The organism is Campylobacter concisus (genome assembly GCF_003048595.2).
GTDB lineage: Bacteria > Campylobacterota > Campylobacteria > Campylobacterales > Campylobacteraceae > Campylobacter_A > Campylobacter_A concisus_L.
This window is the reverse complement of record NZ_CP049270.1, coordinates 477328-494755: the sequence shown is the minus strand read 5'-3', so window position 1 is coordinate 494755 and position 17428 is coordinate 477328. Positions and strand designations below refer to the sequence as shown.

Sequence of the window (17428 nt, the reverse complement as noted above, 5' to 3'; positions counted from 1 at the left end):
GAAAGAATAATTGGATTTTTTACTTCACGGCTTTGCAGAAGCCTTTAATCTACTTTTAAACGGCAATCTTGAAACATATTCAGCCATCAAGGCTACCCTTTACACATCAAGCGTGTCGATACTTTTTGCCGTTCTAGTGGGCTTTCCACTTGGTTTTTCACTTGGATTTTACGACTTTAAAGGCCGCAAAATTTTACGCCTTCTAAGTGACACAGCTCTTGCCATGCCAACGGTTGCGATCGGCCTTATTTTATATGCGTTTATCACGAGAAATGGACCGCTTGGCAGCTTAAATTTACTCTTTACACTAAAAGCGGTCATGCTAGGCCAGTTTGTGCTAGCCCTTCCTATCATCATCTCGCTTACTGCAAGCGTGGTTGAAAATATGGAGACAAAGCACTATCTAACTATCCTAAATTTACGCCTTGCGCCAGCAAAGCTAGTTTTTTGCGTGCTTTATGAGTTGCGCTACGCTCTCATGGTAGTTATCGCCACAGCCTACGGCAGAATCGTGGCTGAAGTGGGCATTGCGATGATGATAGGTGGCAACATCAAATATTTTACCCGCACGATCACGACCGCGGTGTCGCTAGAGACGAACAAAGGCGAGTTTGCGATGGGTATCGCGCTGGCTTTGGTGCTCATCTTTATCGCATTTGCGGTAAATTTGGCGATACACGCGCTAAAAAGGCTGGATAAATGAAATTTGATAAATTTGAAAATTTTAAGCTCGTAAAAAGCGGGCTGGGCGCGTCAAATTTGAGCCTTTTATTTAAATTTAACGAGAAAGGCGCAAAGTGATAAACGTTAGAAATTTACGCCTAAACTACGGCGCGAGCGAGATTTTAAACATCCCGCGCCTTGATATCGACGTCACCAAAATCACCGCGCTAACGGGCAGCAACGGCAGCGGCAAAAGCACGCTGATGCGAGTTATGTCGTTTTTACAAAAGCCAACTAGCGGCGAAGTGCGGCTGTGGGGAAGCAGTGCGCCTAGCTTAAATTTACTGCGCGACATTAGCGTTTTGCTACCAGAACCCGCGCTTTTAAAACGCTCCGTGAGGGAAAACTTTAGGGCCGTTTTAAAAAGCCGCGGAGTGCTGGCGGAATTTGAGCAAAGGGCGAGCGAGGCGTTAAATTTGGTCGGGCTTGACGAGAGCTTTTTAAACAAGCGTCACTTTGAGCTTAGCTCGGGACAGACGCAGCGCGTTAGTTTTGCGCTAAATTTGGCGCTTAGATCGCGTCTTTATCTACTCGACGAGCCGACAAATAGTGTGGACGTGGGCACATCAAAGCTTTTCGGCAAGGCGGTGCTTTACATGCGGCAAAGATACGGCTGCGGCTTTGTGATCGCTAGTCACGACGATAAATGGCTAACCGCGATCGCCGAAGAAAACGTCTTTTTGCACAAGGGGCGCGTGTGCGAATTCGAATACAAAAATATATTCGACGCGCGAGACGGGGTTTTGAAATTTGACGAAAACGCGATCGTAAATTTGCCGCCAAATTTGCGTAGCGCCGTAAAGATCGCCATAAACCCAGGCAAAATAATGCTGAGTAAAACGCCGATAGAAGGCTATCTTGAAGGTATTTTGCACTCGGTTTCGCTCTATCTTGGCAAAGAGCTTTTGGTGAAAATCAGAGTCGGCGACTTTTTGATTAAAACGCTGGCGGCAAATTCGCAAAATTTTAACGTCGGCGAAAATATTTATTTTAAATTTGACGAGGAAGCGTTTTTGGGGCTTGAGTGAGCCCCGAAATTTTGCAAATTTCGCTTCAAATTTTAAATTTAGACTCGTTTAACGCCCGTTAAAAGAGCCTAGTTAAAAGTAAATATCAAAATGAAGCGTAAATACAATATATATGCGGAAATTTCATATTTATTTTATCCCCTAAAATTCGCCGTAAGTAATATGCAACTAAGGCATATTTAAGCATATATTAATTTTTTTAATTTATTTTTTTTTAAGTATAAGAAGTAAGCCAAAAAGTAGTATAGTTTCATGATCGAAAAAAATATCAAAAAATAGACAAAAATGATAAAGGAAGGCGATGACTAGCAAGGGCGAATTTGCGGCGGGACGCGGGCTTTACTACTCGCTGTTTTCGCGTTTTTTTGTTTTTAGCCAAGACGCCGATAGATTTGCAGGCGTAAACGCGATGCTAGGCCTTGCCGCAGCGCACGCTCTAAACGAGGAATCGGCCGCTGCCATAATGCGCATACAGGCAAAATTCGACGAGAAAAATCCGCAAAATTTAGTGGATGAATTCGATGAAATTTTCCACGCTCCGCCAAGTCCGCTTAGAAACTCGCTATCGTACTACGACGAGGGTTATGAGGTCGGGCATGCCTGCGCGAAAGTGCGTAAAATTTTAGCCCGCACCGACCTTAGACGCGACGAGGCTAAATTTAAAGAAAACGAAGACAACGTGGGCTTTCTATTTGCGCTGATGAGTGAATTTATCGCGCGAGAGAGCGAGCTGGAGCTATACGGCGAGCTTGAGGAGCAGCTTTTTAAAGAGGTCATAAATCCAAACGTCGATGAGTTTATAGAGAGTCTTTTTAATCACGAAAGTAGCGAAATTTACAAAGACGTCGCAGTACTACTGCAAGGATTTATCGAGTTTGAGCGCGTAGTTTTAAGCGCGCCGCGTCCTGTAAATCACGGCGAAAACAAAAAGACTTTGGACGGAGTTTCAAGATCTGAGGCTATAAGAAGACAAAAAAACCGAGTGAGAAAGCTAAAAGCTATGGAGGAAGAAAATGCAAAAAAATAGGCGAGAATTTTTAAAAAAGGCGGGGCTAGTCGGAGCGGTAGCGGCTACGGCCGGAGTAGCGACGGCAGCGGCGTCAAACCTAAAATACGGTAAAAGCAAAAAGACCGAAGTGCTTTATAAAAGAAGCAAAAACTGGGATCTATACTACGAACAAGCAAAATAATAAAATTTAAGAAAGGATAAATATGTCTGAGGCAAATTTACGTCTTATGCCCCACTCAAACGCAGTCGGGCGAAGATCGTTTTTAAAAATGGCCGCGCTAGCGGGCGTTGCGGGCAGCATGAGCGGACTGGCTGCTAGCGGCGTAACTAGAAGCGCGACCAAAGAAGAGATGGCAAATCCGTTTCCAAACTCTAAAATCGTAAAAACTATCTGTACGGTTTGTTCCGTGGGATGCGGAGTGCTAGCCGAGGTAGAAAATGGCGTTTGGGTACGCCAAGAGGTAGCTCAAGATCACCCGGTGAGCGCGGGCGGTCACTGCTGTAAGGGCAGCGATGTCATCGATATGGTGCGCTCTCATTGCCGCGTAAAATACCCGATGAAAAAAGTAGGCGGCAAATGGAAACGTATCAGCTACAAAGACGCGCTTGACGAGATCGGCGCCAAACTAAAAGCTTACCGCGAAAAAAACCCGGAGCAAGTTATGTTTCTGGGCTCAGCAAAAGATAGCAACGAGCAGAGCTATTACATCAGTAAATTCTCTGCGATGTTTGGGACGAACAACCTAGATCACCAAGCAAGAATTTGACATAGCGCAACAGTCGCCGGTGTGGCGAATACGTGGGGTTATGGAGCTATGACTAATCACCTTGGAGATATCCAAAACGCGAAGTCTATCTTTATAATCGGCGCAAATCCGGCTGTAAATCACCCGGTAGGATTCAGACATTTTCTAAAAGCGAAGGAAAATAACGGCGCGAAGCTAATCGTGGTTGATCCAAGATACACGAGAACTGCGGCTAAGGCTGATTATTTCGCTCAAATTCGCCCGGGCACGGACATACCTTTTATGTACGGTATGATGAATCTCATCTTTGAAAACGGCTGGGAAGATAAGAAATTTATAGAAGACCGCACATACGGCATTGACGAGATCCGTAAAGAGGCCGCAAAATGGACGCCTGAAGTGGTCGAGAATGTCACCGGCGTACCTGCTGCGACGCTAAAAGAAATAACCGAAGTTTTTGCAAAAAACCGACCGGGATCAGTTGTTTGGGCGATGGGTTTAACTCAGCACACCATAGGTAGCTCAAACACTCGTATCGCTCCGATCCTGCAACTAATACTAGGAAATATGGGCGTAAGCGGCGGTGGCTGTAACATCTTGCGCGGTCATGATAACGTACAAGGTGCTAGCGATATGGCAAACGCGCCCGATAGCTTGCCCGGATACTATCCTAAAAACGAAGCTACGTGGAAATATTTCGCCAAAATGTGGCAGGTGGATTACGAGTGGCTAAAGGGCAACTACGTAAAACCAGAGTGGATGACGAAGCCTGGATTTACGCTAGCTCGTTGGTGGGCTGGCGTACTTGACGGTAAAAACGGAAACGATGCGATAGAAAACGCAGGCGATAGCCTAAAAGCGCTAATCGTCATCGGCAATGGTATAACTTCAACAGCGCAACAAGCAAAAGTACAAGAGGGCCTTGACGGGCTCGAACTTTTGGTTTTGGCTGACCCGTTTGTAAACGATGCCGGCGTTATAACAAATAAAAAAGACGACGTCTATCTACTACCTGCGGCAACGCAGTTTGAGGGTGGCGGCACGGTCGTAGCTACAAACCGCAGCGGCCAGTGGAGAAGCCAGGTTGTAGAGCCTTTGTTTGAGAGTATGCCCGATCAAGAAATTTTATTTGAGCTTGCAAAGAGAATAGGCTTTTACGATGAGCTAACTCGCACGATCAGAGACTCTGAAGGCAAGATCGAGTGGCCTGAAGCAGCTACTCGCGAGATCGCTAGCATCGTAAAAAGCATCGGTTTAACGGGCTGGACGCCGGAGCGCCTAAAACGCCATCAAGCTAACTGGGATAAATTTGACGAAAAAACGCTAATGGGCAAAGAGGGTACCGAGGTAGCCGGCGAATACTACGGCTTGCCGTGGCCTTGCTGGACGGAAAAGCACCCGGGCAGTCCAAATTTATACGATATAAATAAACCGGTAATGCAAGGCGGCATGGGCTTTAGAAACCGCTTTGGCCTAGAGCATAACGGCGTAAATCAGCTAGCGGCCGACGGTAGCGCGCCTGTAGGCGGCGCTCAAAGCGGCGGATATCCGGAGATCAAAAAAGATAACATCGAAAAGATACTAGGCATCACGCTAACTGATGAAGAGCGCGAAAAAATGGGAGCGACGTGGGCAACCGACGCTAGCAACATAATCGCCGAAAAATGCATGGAAAAGGGCATCGCTCCGTACGGCAACGCAAGAGCTAGAGCGGTAGTTTGGACCTTCGTCGATCAGATACCGCAGCACAGAGAGCCTATCCACTCGCAGCGCCAAGACCTTGCGCAGAAGTATCCGAGCTTTGAGGATAAGCCGAACCACTACCGCGTATTTACGAAATATAAGAGCTTGCAGTTAAGTAAGGACTTCTCGAAAGAATTCCCGATAAATCTAGTCACGGCTCGTCTCGTAAACTTTAGCGGCGCGGGCATGGAGACGCGTGCTAGTATGTATTTGTCGCGTATCACGCCTGAGATGTTTGCGGATATCCACCCTGAGCTTGCGGCTAAACACGACATTAAAAACTGGGATTTCGTATGGATTCATTCGCCTGAAGGCACTAAAATCAAGGTACGCGCTAGAATCGTACCGTCGGTCAAGCCTGATATGATTTTCTTGCCGTTTCACTGGGCTGGATACATGCAGGGCGTCGATATGACGGGCAATTTCCCTGACGGCACGAAGCCTTATACGGTAGGCGAGAGCGCAAATACCGTCACCAACTACGGCTACGATATAGTCACTCAAATTCCAGAAACAAAAGGCGGTCTATGCCGCATAGAAAAGGCGTAAAATGAGCGAATTTAACGATAATAATAGACTTAAATTTTACTGCGACGACGATAGATGTATCGACTGTAACGGCTGCGCGGTAGCTTGCGACGAGGCTCACGAGCTGCCTCTTGGCATCCGCCGCCGCCGCGTCATCACGCTAAACGAGGGCGTGCCAGGTAAAGAGATATCAACCTCGATAGCCTGCATGCACTGCGAGGACGCTCCGTGCTCGCTGGTTTGCCCGGTTGATTGTTTTTACATCAGAGCCGACGGCGTCGTGCTACACGACAAAGATATCTGCATCGGCTGCGGATACTGTCTATACGCGTGTCCGTTCGGCGCGCCTCAGTTCCCGCGCGAGGGAGTGTTCGGTGCCAAAGGTTCGATGGATAAGTGCACGATGTGCGCCGGCGGTCCGGAGGCTACAAATAGCGAAGTAGAGCGCGAGGAATACGGTCAAAATAGAATTTCCGAGGGCAAAGTGCCGGTCTGTGCGGCTATGTGCTCTACAAAGGCTCTGCTAGTAGGCGAATCTGCAATGATAGAGAAAATCTACGGCGACAGAGTAAAGGCTCGCGGCTACGGCTTTAAAGACCTAAAACAAACTCCGACCTGGAAGCTTGCTTATTACGCAGGCGATAGGCTAAAATACAGCTTCTAAATTTATCCGCTCCGCTCGCTTCGACGGCGGATAATCTCATCAAATTTGACGCGGTTTGTCTGCGTCAAATTTGACTCAAATTTAAATCCTGCTCGACTTGGTTTTAAAACTTCATCAAATTTCTCCCACTTTAGCTCTTTAAATTTAATCAAATTTTGCGCGAACGGTTTATTAAATTTGAGCGTTAAATTTGTGGTACGGGTAAATTTGAAATCAAAAAGTAGATAAAATTTAAGTAGAAAAAGGGCGGTCTCCCGCCCTAAATTTAAGCCCTAACAGGCGACAAATAAGGATTTGCCGAGTGCATCGACATCTCGTTTTGCTCTCTGAATTTGATAAATTCCTCTTCGCTTAGACGCCTGATGTTTGCTATCGTCATCTTTAGCGGCGTGATGCCTGAGAGCGGATCGGGATCGCCCGCGTTGGCTAGCTCGTTACCGTCGGCCTCGCTATAGTGGAAGGTCGTAAATATCGTGCCTTCTTTTAGATCCGGATTTACGCGAAGCTTGGCCGCGATCTGGCCGCGTTTGTTTTGCACGAGCGCGTAGCAGCCTTCCTCCAGCTCTCTCTCGCGAGCGATATCGGGACTTACCTCTATGAGCGCGCCCTCGATGCCCGCACCGTATTCAAGAGCCGGACACTCTCTAGTCATAGTACCCGTGTGGTAGTGATAGACCTTGCGTCCGGTCGTAAATAGGCACGGATATACCTCGTCGGGCACTTCGCTAAGCGCGCCGCTACCGACCGGATAGCCCTCCGGGATATTCATCTTGGCTCTAAATTCGGCTTCTGCTTTTGCGCGTTCGTTTTTATCGTCTAAGTAAAGCACCGGCGCAAAGCGGAATTTACCGCCCGGCAGCATGGACTTGTGATCTGCGTAAAGTACCGGCGTGCCAGGGTGTTCCTCGTCTGGGCACGGCCAGCTGATACCGCCTAGTTTGCCTAGTCTATAATAGCTTATGCCGCCGAAAAATTTAGGCATGAGCTCCCTTAGCTCGTTCCAAATTTGCTCAGGGCTCGCAAAGTCAAATCCCTCTAGTCCCATGCGGTTTGCGATGTTGCAAACGACTTTCCAGTCAGGCTCCACGCCGCTAACGGGCTCGCTAGCCTTTCGCGTGCGTTGGACGCGGCGAGAGGTGTTGATAAACGTTCCGTCCTTTTCGCCCCAGCCAGCGGCAGGTAATACGACGTCGGCCTTGTGCGCGCTTTCTGTGAAAAACAAATCCTGCACGATAAAGCAGTCTAGATGGTGCACGGCGTGGACGAAGTGCTCGGTCCAAGGATCGCTCATTACGGGGTTTTCGCCGTAGACATAGAGGACTTTTAGCTCGCCGCTATCCATTTTATCGGGCGCTTGCGTTAGCTTAAAGCCCGGAACCGGATTTAGCTCAAAGTGCCATACTTTGCGCGCTTGCTCCTGTGCGTAAGGGCTGTTTACCGCGCCGGCCGGGATGACGTTAGGCAGCGCACCCATATCGCATGCGCCTTGGACGTTGTTTTGACCGCGCAGAGGATTTACGCCCGCGCCCTTTTTACCCAAATTTCCCGTTAGAACGGCTAAATTTGATAGCGAAAAGACGTTTGACGTGCCGTCGCTAAACTGCGTGATACCCATCGTGTAGCAAATCGCCGCCGCGCCTGCTTTAGCATACATTCTAGCTGCCTCTATGATGAGCTCTTTTTTTATACCGGTTTCTCGCTCGAAACGCTCAGGCGTAAAGTCCTTAACCGCTTCTTTTAGATATTCAAATCCCTCGGAGTACTTCTCGATAAACTCGCTATCTTGCAAATTTTCGGCGATTATGACGTGCATCATCGTATTTAGCGTTTTGATATTCGCTCCGATCGGGATTTGCAAGAAAATATCGGCTTTTTTGGCCATATCAGTGCGCTTCGGATCCACGACGATCATCTTTGCGCCGCGCTGAAGGCCGCGCTGCATCTGCATAGCGATAATCGGGTGGCACTCGCTCGTGTTGGTACCGATGAGTAAAAACACGTCCGTATCGGTCGCAAATTCGACTAAATCGTTCGTCATCGTTCCGTTTCCTAACGTGCTGGCAAGACCTGCCACTGTAGGAGCGTGTCAAAGACGAGCGCAGTGATCGACGTTGTTGCTGCCCTGGGCGCGGAAAAATTTCTGGAAAACGTAGTTGTCTTCGTTATTTGAGCGCGCGGAGCTAAAGCCCATGATCGAGCTTGGGCCGTATTTTGCGACGGTGGATTTAAATTTATCCGCGAGGAAATCATAAACCTCCTCAAAACTCACTTCTTCAAGCTCTCCGTGCTTGTCGTAGACGCCGTTTAGCTTTCTCATCATCGGTCGGTTTAAGCGTTTAGGAGAGTTTACGAACTCCCATCCGAACATTCCTTTCAAGCAAAGCTCGCCGTCGTTTACGTGATGGTCTTTACTGGGTTTGGCATCTACGATTCTACCATTTTGCACGATAAGATCGATGCCGCAGCCCGTACCGCAATATGGACAGGTGGTCTTTACGATCTCTTCCATTTTTGCTCCTTTCTGGTATTACTGAAAATTATGAGATTATTATACAATGGCAAATATAAATTTAATTTTAAAATTAATATATTTTTTTAAGAATTATTTAAGTAATATGCAAATTTAGCATATTACTCTTTTGGCTAAATTTGTCTTTAAAATCGTATTTTGAAAATAAAATAACATATTAGTCATTTTGGTAAAATTTGTCCCACCGGTACCACTCTATAACAATCTATTAAAAATTTCTCGCTGCCGATAACTTGATTATATCTCCATCCTATCCCTACTATACTTGCCTTTTATCTCATTTTTTATCTCCGTAGGCTCGTCATCCAGCAGCTTACTAAAATTCGGTGTTAAATTGCTTATTTTTAAGATAAAATTAATAACTTTCGTTTTAAAGTTTTCTGATATAGTTAACTTATCCTGTAAATTTTCTATCGTTTCGTCTTTAACTTTTGCTTCTTCTTTCGGCTCCGATATTTTTCGGCATTATGTAGTATCCGCACAAATTCATTTTTTTATTAAATCTAAATAATGTTCGCAAATTTTAGTGTTTTTATGTAATTTTCCATAAAATCCCAATCTGGCTCAAAATCGGTTTCGTCTATTTTTATGGCTGGCAACAAAATGTTTGTTTTTAGGAGCCTATCGCCTGTCCAACTTCTACCGTATGAAAATTTATTTCTTTCTAAGTCTAATATAGTGGTTAAAAACAATCCATTATATTTATTTAGGCGTTCACTGTATCCACAGGAAGTCTTTCCACTCATTCCGATAAAATCATATCCTTGATACAGCGAGTAGTCTGCGCTTCCTTGCTCAAGTTGTATGAATAAATACAATTGCCCCTTGAAATGTATTCTTTATTGTCATTAAGCGACCACATAAATTCGTATCCGTTTGATTCTTTTTTGCGGCTATATACGCAATGTCTCGCCCCCCCCCTCTATTAAATTATTAGTATTATTTCCTTTTGTTGATTCAATTTTAAATAAAGTTCCCAATTCAAAATACTTCCAATTAGAAATATTTAAATTTTTATTTATTTTTTGCATCTTAGGTGCAGTATTGCTCAGATTTGCTTTTCCTAATTTTACGACAAAAGACGCATATTCTCTTACGGTTTTTTCAAAATTCTTTATTGATATACTAGAATAGTTTGTTTTCATATATGCTTCAGCCAACCATTCGTCATTTGCATTTATTGTTTTTAAAACAGGGATTCCGTCTTTTTAATTTTTTTTTAAGCCCACGAGCCCTCAGCCTTCTCTACTCTACCTAATTTTTTTCTTTTTTGAAAAGCATCATCTTTATAATATCCAAAAAATGTTTTATGGGTGTAAGAATACCTAACACCCAATTCAAAAACCATACAACACGCTACTAAAGAAGAGTCGGAATGAAAGACATCCGAAGGCAAAGAAAATACTGCTAAAAGAGTGTGTTCTTTCAGCATTTTTTCTTTATAATTTTTAGCTCTCTTTAACTTAAGCTCACGCAAAGGAGCATTAAGTTACGATGAGTTCGATGAAAAACAAATATATAATCCGTTCCCGAATTTCAGAGAAGAAATTTAGAGAAATTCTAAAGTACTTCGCGGAAGATATAGAAGCATCAAAGATATCGAATTTAACTAAAATTTCAGAAGCAACCCTATGTAAAATCTTTAGAGAAATAAGAATTCTTATGTCTAAAGAGCGCGAGAAGATATCTAAGTTTTCAGGCGAGATAGAGATTGACGAAAGCTACTTTGGAGCTAAGAGAGTAAGAGGTCTTGCGCTTGCGCTCTCTTTGAGAAAAGAGGCAGAAGCGCGGCAAATAAAACACCGGCGTTCGAAATGTTAAAGCGTGACGGTAAGGTCTATACCCAAATAGTTAAAAACTGTTCTGCTAATGAACTGATATCGATATTATCGGAGTTTAGTGATCTGGACGAGAGCGTTATTTACTCTGATTGTTGGAAGGCTTATGATGGCTTGGTTGATTACGGAGCCAAAGCGCATTATAGAGTGAAGCACTCTAAAAATGAATTAGCAAATGATAAAAATCATATCAACGGTATAGAAAACTTTTGGGGATATGCCAAACATAGATTATCTAAATTTAAAGGCATTAAGAAAGAGAATTTCTTGCTTCATCTTAAAGAGTGCGAATTTAGATATAATACTAAAACTACACAGGAAAACTTATCAAAAACTATTAAAATTGATAAGAGAGAATCCGCTTAAGTTTAATTGAGCCTTTAATTTTTTAGCTCTTGCTTGTCGTTAAACTCTTTTTCGTCTAGGTGCATTTGCTTTAGATTTTTATGTCTTGCCTTACTGCCGATTTTGCCTCTTAGAGCGATGCCGTCAAATACTATACCGCCCATTTCTTGCATGCTTCTACCGAATTTACTCGTATTTCCTTTTCCGTCGAATCTTAAATTTCTATGTTCTTTAAAGAGATAATTCGTAAAAATAAGCTGATAATGTTTAGTCTTTTCGTCGTTGTGCTCGCTAATCAATAAACACTTTACGCCGTATTTTGCACAGTATGATCTCGCAAATTTAAGGACTCTATCAAGCGAGACTTGGGCGTTGATAAAATTTGTCTCGGTTTGGCTTAAACCTTCTTTGGGTTCTTTTGGCCTTTGAGTACCAAAGCTAATAACTATCTCTGAAAATCCGACCATATTTTCACGCCAACGATTCTTTACCGCCTTGCCGTTTTTATCAATTTTAGTTTGGGCTTCGTAGTCGGCTTTCATTTTTTCGTGATATTCTCGCAATATCGCTTTTATATATTTCTTATCGTTAAATTCTTTATCTCCGACTGCGATCTCTCGCATGTGGCCGTTGTTGTTATACTCACTAAGCACTATGTATCTATTATTTCGGCTGTTACCTCTAAGATATCCGATTTTAGAGGCATGCTTAGCCTCTCTAACATTGTGCTCATACCTTATAGTAGCCTTTTTGAGCGTCAAGAATTCGCTTCTCACGCAAAACACTAGGCTGTGTCCGCCTATTTGAAGGGCATTACTCATTTTTGATCCTTTTCTTTATTATCTACTATAGAAATTAAGAGCATGTTTTAACCCTTTTTTAAAAAATATAAGCTGCAATATCGGTTATCGCAAACGCCATGCGAGAATTATTTGCATCTCCCATTTTGATATAACGCGGAATATTCCTGCCCTGCGATATGCGAAGATCAAGAGTGGATATACCAATACCAAGAACCGCTGCGGTTTGCTTTCTGTCTAAAACCACCTTTCCTTTATATTGGCTAGATATGTGCTCAAGAAGCACTTTGTATTCCGTGTTAGTAAAATAAATCATTAAGTATTTTATTTTTCTCCTTTTGCTTAGTTCTTACATAACTAATTACGGCAACTTTTCATTTACTTTTGCTATTTTGAGTAGTTTTTGGATAGTTTTTGAAAAATTTTTAATACCCTATGGTTCCTTAGAGTATTTTAGAGTAGTCGAGAGTAAAAAAATTGTTTTCTTGTTTTTAAAAACAAAAATAAAGCATCTTAGGTTGACTTAGAAAACATGACGAGAAATTGGAATATTAAAAAATTTCGGGAACAAATAGGGAACAAATTTTATAAAACTAAGAAAACTTAAAGTTCTTGAAATATCGGTAAAATCGGAATTTGAAAGGGATTTTTGGGTATATATGGCTCCGGATGCTGGGTTCGAACCAGCGACCAAGTGATTAACAGTCACCTACTCTACCGCTGAGCTAATCCGGAACACTTGAAAAGAGTTCGTATTATAGACGAAAAGATATGTTTTGTCAATAAATTTTAGCTTAATTTAGAAAAAATCGCACAGAGCTCAATAAATTTTTATAAAAGGCCAAAACTAGCCTTTTATAAATCCACTTGCAATAACCTTATCGCCATCATACATAACACAAAGCTGGCCTTGCGCCACACCAAGTGCATTTTGATTTAGCGTTAGTTTCGCTGTTTTATTCTCTTTATCAACCTCAACAAAAGCATCAAGTTTAGGGCTTCTATATCTTATCTTGGTTTCGCACTCAAATTTATCTTTATCTATAAATAAATTTACGTTTTCAAGCTCGACTACCTTTTGAGCCAAGTCATCTTTTGTTCCTACAACGATCTCATTTTTGTCGGCATTTATCTTTATAACAAAGTGTGGCTCATGGGCGCCAAAAACTTCAAAACCACGGCGCTTACCGATAGTATAGTGCATATAGCCTTGGTGACGGCCGATTATTTTGCCATCTTTATCAACTACGTTTCCTGGTAAATTTGTATTGTAATGCTTATTTAAAACTTCGATATAAGTATCTTCCACAAAGCAAATTTCACTACTTTCTGCCTGCGTAGCAAATTCTTCAAGCACTTTTACACTTCTTGCAAGCTCTTTTATATCTTTTTTAAATTTATCCCCAAGCGGGAAAATAACATCTTTTAGTATCTCTTTTGGCACTTGGGCTAAAAAGTAGCTTTGATCCTTACTAGGATCTTTTGCACATGTGATAAATCCATCAATAACTTGCACATAATGCCCAGTAGCAAGCTTCTCACAGCCATTTGCCTTTGCAAAATCAAGCAGTGCACCAAGTTTTATAAATTTATTGCACAAAGCACAAGGATTTGGCGTCTTGCCCTCTTTATAGAGCTTCACAAAAGGATCATAGACAAACTCGTTAAATTTATCCTGCAGATCCAAAATATGCACCTTTATGCCAAGATACTCGCCTACTTTTTTCACTTTTCTGATATTTTCTTCGTGATATCCTGGCTTTTGATGCAGCATCATATAGCAACCTTGCACTTCATGACCAGCTTCTTGCAGAAATTTAGCAGTCATAGTGCTATCTACACCACCGCTCATTGCAACCATTATTTTCATATTTTTTACCTCTTTGAAATTTAAAAGGGGATATTTTATATCTTATTTTTAAATAGCCAAAATTTCATCTACAATAAGCTCTAAATCATCGGTGATTTTGTATAAATTTACATCTTCTTTTTTTATTGTTTTTTGGCTAACTAGCGTATTTTTTATAAACTCATCAAGCCCTTGCCAAAATTCGCTCCCAAAAAGAAAAATTTTTACTTTTTTACTACCAACTTGAGCAAGTACTAAAATTTCAAAAAGTTCATCAAGAGTGCCAAAGCCACCTGGAAAGACAACAAATGCGACTGAACGATCGGTGAGTGCAAATTTTCTTGGGCTTAAATTTGAAAAGAGATATTTTGCTGTGACGTAAGGGTTTGTATTTTGTTCAAACGGAAGTCTTACATTTAGAGCTATGCTTGGCGATTTTGCACTGTCAAACGCGCCCTTGTTTGCGGCTCTCATTATGCCGTCTCCGCCACCAGTTAAGATGGCATATCCCAGCTCGTTTAGCTTATAAGCTAGTTCATAAGCCTTTTTGCAGTAGAAATTTTCTTCATCAAATCTAGCCGAGCCAAAGAAGGTAACATTTTTATTTTTATATTTTAAGACGTTTGGAAAATTTAAAAGATCACTAACTAATTCATTATTCATTATTTTAACTGTTGAAGCCTCTCGCGTTTTGAGCCTATCTGAGTGATCTGGATGCCAAAGTTTCCATCGATTATGACAACTTCGCCAAGAGCTATTACCTTATCGCCGATCAAAATTTCAAGCGGATCATTTGCTAATTGATTTAACTCGATAACTGAGCCAATATCCATGGTAAGCACATCTTTTAAAAGCATTCTTTTTGAGCCGATACGAACACGAATAGGCAGCCTAACATCCATTATAAGACCGATATTTCTCATCTCTTCAGCGCTAAAATCGCCCTTAGCTACGTGAGGAGTGCTCGCTGGTGCAGCTGGTGCTTCGGTCTTTGTTGGCTCAAAAAATTTCATCAGCGAATGATCGCAAGCAAAACCGATATGCTCACTTAGATCTTCGATTTTGACATTAAATAAAAATAACTTTTCATAAACACTAAAATCAAGCGAAGAATTTTCATCTAAAAAATTTACATTTATTACTTCAAAATTTATCTTTGGCATGCCCTTTTGAGCACCCAAGGATGTACTAAAAGCACTAAAAAGGTTTGAAAATATCTCTTTTGCGGCGTCAAGCTCATCACTGCCTAAATTTTCATTCTTTGAAATTTCCTCTTCGCCCATCATCCATTCGCTAATGGCACTTATTAAAACCGGAGTGCATACTATCTCTGTTTTAGCATTGATATCGCCACTTAAAGAGATATTGGCCATCACTACCGGCGGCTTTATGCCATTTTGCGTTGGCGCGTCAAACTCATTTCTTTCACCAACCTCTGGAGCTCTGCCCGTAAGTCCTTCGATAGTAGCTTTTAATTCGTTAGAAAATATATTAAAAAAATCATTCATCATCTTCGTCGTCCTCTTCTTCTTCCATTTTGCGCTCATTAGCTTCATACGCCATCAGCTTTGCTTTTCGCTCTTCTTCATATTTTTCTAAGATATTTTTGATCTCGTCTTTATCAGAGCGTATTAATTGCTCAATCCTTATAGATTTTCTAAATCTATGAAGCCCAACTTCAGCTAAGAAAACTTCTTTTTTATCGATACAAACGATCGCCTTATCATCAGCTCCTCTATCAAGCCTTAAAATATCGCCTTCTTTTAAATTTAAAAACTCATTTACGCTGATGATCGATTTGCCAAGTATGGCTTCATATAAAATTTCTGCTCGTCCGATAAGTGTTTTTAGCTCTTTGTTTCTACTTTTTTTTGCACTCGTTTCGCCAAGCATAATGTCTCTGTTTGCAAGGCGTGAGAGTATCGGTTCTAGGTAGATAACCGGATAGCATAAATTTATCATACCGCTTGAGCCACCAACTATGATCTCCATAACGACCATGATGACGATCTCATTTTGAGAGACGATCTGTACGACATTTGGACTGCTCTCTTTTGCTTCCACATTTGGGTACATATCAGTTATCATCGACCAGCTCTCTTTAAGACGCTGCATGATCATTCTAAGCACTGCATCGAGTAAATTTACCTCGATGTCAGTTAATTCTCTATTTGCCTCGAAATTTTCACCAGTTCCGCCGAGCAAACGATCTATCATCGGAAAGGCAATGCTTGGATTTATCTCCAAAACACAGTTTCCATCAAGCGGCTTTATAGAAAAGACATTAAAACTAGTTGGACTTGGCAAACTCATCAAAAATTCGCCATAAGTCATTTGATCGACACTGTGAAGTCTGATCTCAACAATACTTCTCATCACACTAGAAATTTGACTAGCCAAATTTCTAGCAAGCTTATCATGGATGCCTTTTATCGCACGGAGTTGCTCTTTACTAACGCGGTTTGGACGCTTAAAATCATAAATAATAATCTGTTTTTGTTCGCCTTGCGATCTCTCTTCAACCTCGATATTACTCGTATCGCCGTCTTCATCAACAACTTCAAGTAGCGCGTCTATCTCTTCTTGACTTAAAATATCAGCCATTAAACCCCCAAGCTACGCCTGATACGATCAAGCAAACGTTTATGAATTTGTGAAATTCTACTCTCGCTGATATTCATGATCTGGCTTATCTCTTTTAAATTTAGCTCTTCATAATAATAAAGCTGAACCAACATCTGATCTCTTTCGTCAAAATCTTTTAAAGCCTCTTCTATTTTTAAAATGAGATCCTCTCTCTCAATACTTTTCTCGACATCATTTTGACCAATTAGCTCCATTTGCTCGTCTATTGGCAAAATAGTAATGATACCGCTAACGCCTCTTGCCTCTCTTATCTTCTCAATATCTTCATTAAGCTTTTCGGCCAAATACTCATCGCTTGGCTCTTCTTCAAATTCGTTAAAGTAGTTATCTATCTCGCTATTTATACTCTTTACCAGCTTTCTATCACTTCTGCTAACAACATCAAGCGTCCTTAGATAATCAAGCATAGAGCCATAAATTCTCTTTTTGCCATAACCCCAAAAAGAGTCATTTTGCTCCTTGTCATACTTCCTGCTAAGTTTTATCATCTCTTCAACACCAATGCTTATTAGGTCATTTGTATCTATACTTGATGGCAACCTCTCTTTAAGTCTAAACGCCATTGCACGCAGTGCTGGCATGTATTTTAAGACGATCTCGTCTTGTTCTTTTTTTATCGTGTTTTTATAAGCGTTAAGCTGCTTTTGCTTTAACTCGTGCATTTCGTTTACCAGAATCAAAATTTTCAGCAGTCATTTTTACCATTATATTTTCCATACGCTTTTCTCTAGTATTTAGCTCAGAGATGAGATAGTCTGCGATCTCTTCGTGTTTTTGTTTGTCAAAAATTTTAGTTAAAGCCCTTTTCACATCGATGTAGTTCATGATAACAATGTGAATTATAAGATAAAAAAACAAAGTAATAACTAGTGTATAAACAAGCATTTCGATAGGCTCACTCACCTTTAGCAAGGTAAAAACTATACCTACAAAAAAACCACAAACCGTAAAAAATGCTATAAAATTTTCTGCACGCAAA

The 17428-nt window shown here is 41.7% G+C and carries 18 protein-coding genes, 1 tRNA gene and 1 pseudogene; 7 read left to right on the top strand and 13 right to left on the bottom strand.

The window, feature by feature from the left end; genetic code table 11:
• Nucleotides 1-10 precede the first annotated feature (10 nt).
• The 6 genes from tupB (at nucleotide 11) to fdh3B (ending at nucleotide 6441) form a co-directional block, all read left to right on the top strand.
• The gene (tupB, locus tag CVT15_RS02485) at nucleotides 11-703 is read left to right on the top strand and encodes a tungstate ABC transporter permease TupB (protein ID WP_103577136.1); all 693 of its coding nucleotides are present in this window, start codon (nucleotides 11-13) and stop codon (nucleotides 701-703) included.
• A gap of 94 nt (nucleotides 704-797) precedes the next feature.
• The gene (gene tupC / locus CVT15_RS02480; protein WP_103577137.1) at nucleotides 798-1751 is read left to right on the top strand and encodes a tungstate ABC transporter ATP-binding protein TupC; all 954 of its coding nucleotides are present in this window, start codon (nucleotides 798-800) and stop codon (nucleotides 1749-1751) included.
• A gap of 301 nt (nucleotides 1752-2052) precedes the next feature.
• Nucleotides 2053-2778, top strand: a complete 726-nt coding sequence (locus CVT15_RS02475) for a TorD/DmsD family molecular chaperone (RefSeq protein WP_103577138.1) — start codon at nucleotides 2053-2055, stop codon at nucleotides 2776-2778.
• The gene (locus tag CVT15_RS02470; RefSeq protein ID WP_009496297.1) at nucleotides 2765-2941 is read left to right on the top strand and encodes a twin-arginine translocation signal domain-containing protein; all 177 of its coding nucleotides are present in this window, start codon (nucleotides 2765-2767) and stop codon (nucleotides 2939-2941) included. The genes CVT15_RS02475 and CVT15_RS02470 overlap by 14 nt, the downstream gene beginning before the upstream one ends.
• A gap of 46 nt (nucleotides 2942-2987) precedes the next feature.
• Nucleotides 2988-5798 carry a formate dehydrogenase subunit alpha gene (locus CVT15_RS02465; RefSeq protein ID WP_196373547.1) on the top strand — a complete coding sequence of 937 codons (2811 nt, stop codon included), beginning with the start codon at nucleotides 2988-2990 and terminating at the stop codon, nucleotides 5796-5798.
• Between the two features lies 1 nt (nucleotide 5799).
• Complete coding sequence (gene fdh3B / locus CVT15_RS02460; protein ID WP_107898048.1) at nucleotides 5800-6441, top strand: formate dehydrogenase FDH3 subunit beta; 642 nt, start codon at nucleotides 5800-5802, stop codon at nucleotides 6439-6441.
• A gap of 2 nt (nucleotides 6442-6443) precedes the next feature.
• Here fdh3B and CVT15_RS02455 read toward each other — a convergent pair whose 3' ends face one another.
• The 5 genes from CVT15_RS02455 to CVT15_RS02430 all read right to left on the bottom strand — a co-directional run bounded on the left by CVT15_RS02455 (nucleotide 6444) and on the right by CVT15_RS02430 (nucleotide 10448).
• Nucleotides 6444-6593: a hypothetical protein gene (locus tag CVT15_RS02455; RefSeq protein WP_159070245.1), complete on the bottom strand. Its 150-nt coding sequence runs from the start codon at nucleotides 6591-6593 to the stop codon at nucleotides 6444-6446.
• Between the two features lie 113 nt (nucleotides 6594-6706).
• Complete coding sequence (locus CVT15_RS10220; protein WP_343219219.1) at nucleotides 6707-8950, bottom strand: molybdopterin oxidoreductase family protein; 2244 nt, start codon at nucleotides 8948-8950, stop codon at nucleotides 6707-6709.
• Nucleotides 8951-9474: 524 nt separating this feature from the next.
• Nucleotides 9475-9789 (bottom strand): hypothetical protein, encoded by a 315-nt coding sequence (locus tag CVT15_RS02440; protein ID WP_107898050.1) that lies wholly within the window; start codon nucleotides 9787-9789, stop codon nucleotides 9475-9477.
• 75 nt (nucleotides 9790-9864) lie between these two features.
• The gene (locus CVT15_RS02435) at nucleotides 9865-10131 is read right to left on the bottom strand and encodes a hypothetical protein (protein ID WP_103648878.1); all 267 of its coding nucleotides are present in this window, start codon (nucleotides 10129-10131) and stop codon (nucleotides 9865-9867) included.
• A 59-nt stretch (nucleotides 10132-10190) separates the two neighbouring features.
• On the bottom strand, nucleotides 10191-10448 hold the full coding sequence (locus tag CVT15_RS02430; protein WP_141089756.1) for a hypothetical protein: 258 nt from the start codon (nucleotides 10446-10448) through the stop codon (nucleotides 10191-10193).
• Between the two features lie 17 nt (nucleotides 10449-10465).
• Between CVT15_RS02430 and CVT15_RS02425 the strand changes: the two are divergent.
• Nucleotides 10466-11185: pseudogene (locus tag CVT15_RS02425) on the top strand (IS1595 family transposase).
• Between the two features lie 4 nt (nucleotides 11186-11189).
• On the opposite strand, the gene CVT15_RS02420 reads toward CVT15_RS02425, so the two are convergent.
• The 8 genes from CVT15_RS02420 to CVT15_RS02385 all read right to left on the bottom strand — a co-directional run bounded on the left by CVT15_RS02420 (nucleotide 11190) and on the right by CVT15_RS02385 (nucleotide 17427).
• Nucleotides 11190-11975 (bottom strand): hypothetical protein, encoded by a 786-nt coding sequence (locus CVT15_RS02420; RefSeq protein WP_230853964.1) that lies wholly within the window; start codon nucleotides 11973-11975, stop codon nucleotides 11190-11192.
• A gap of 639 nt (nucleotides 11976-12614) precedes the next feature.
• Nucleotides 12615-12689, bottom strand: a tRNA-Asn gene (locus CVT15_RS02415).
• 112 nt (nucleotides 12690-12801) lie between these two features.
• Nucleotides 12802-13824, bottom strand: a complete 1023-nt coding sequence (mnmA, locus tag CVT15_RS02410) for a tRNA 2-thiouridine(34) synthase MnmA (RefSeq protein ID WP_087576724.1) — start codon at nucleotides 13822-13824, stop codon at nucleotides 12802-12804.
• Nucleotides 13825-13872: 48 nt separating this feature from the next.
• The gene (locus CVT15_RS02405) at nucleotides 13873-14466 is read right to left on the bottom strand and encodes a TIGR00730 family Rossman fold protein (protein WP_103577147.1); all 594 of its coding nucleotides are present in this window, start codon (nucleotides 14464-14466) and stop codon (nucleotides 13873-13875) included.
• On the bottom strand, nucleotides 14466-15314 hold the full coding sequence (gene fliY, locus CVT15_RS02400; protein WP_072594737.1) for a flagellar motor switch protein FliY: 849 nt from the start codon (nucleotides 15312-15314) through the stop codon (nucleotides 14466-14468). Before fliY ends, CVT15_RS02405 begins: the two co-directional genes overlap by 1 nt.
• Entirely contained in the window at nucleotides 15304-16407 is a 1104-nt protein-coding gene (gene fliM, locus CVT15_RS02395; RefSeq protein ID WP_054196277.1) for a flagellar motor switch protein FliM, read from the bottom strand. Before fliM ends, fliY begins: the two co-directional genes overlap by 11 nt.
• Nucleotides 16407-17111 carry an RNA polymerase sigma factor FliA gene (locus tag CVT15_RS02390; RefSeq protein WP_021090868.1) on the bottom strand — a complete coding sequence of 235 codons (705 nt, stop codon included), beginning with the start codon at nucleotides 17109-17111 and terminating at the stop codon, nucleotides 16407-16409. Before CVT15_RS02390 ends, fliM begins: the two co-directional genes overlap by 1 nt.
• Entirely contained in the window at nucleotides 17083-17427 is a 345-nt protein-coding gene (locus CVT15_RS02385; protein ID WP_021090750.1) for a hypothetical protein, read from the bottom strand. Before CVT15_RS02385 ends, CVT15_RS02390 begins: the two co-directional genes overlap by 29 nt.
• Nucleotide 17428 lies beyond the last annotated feature (1 nt).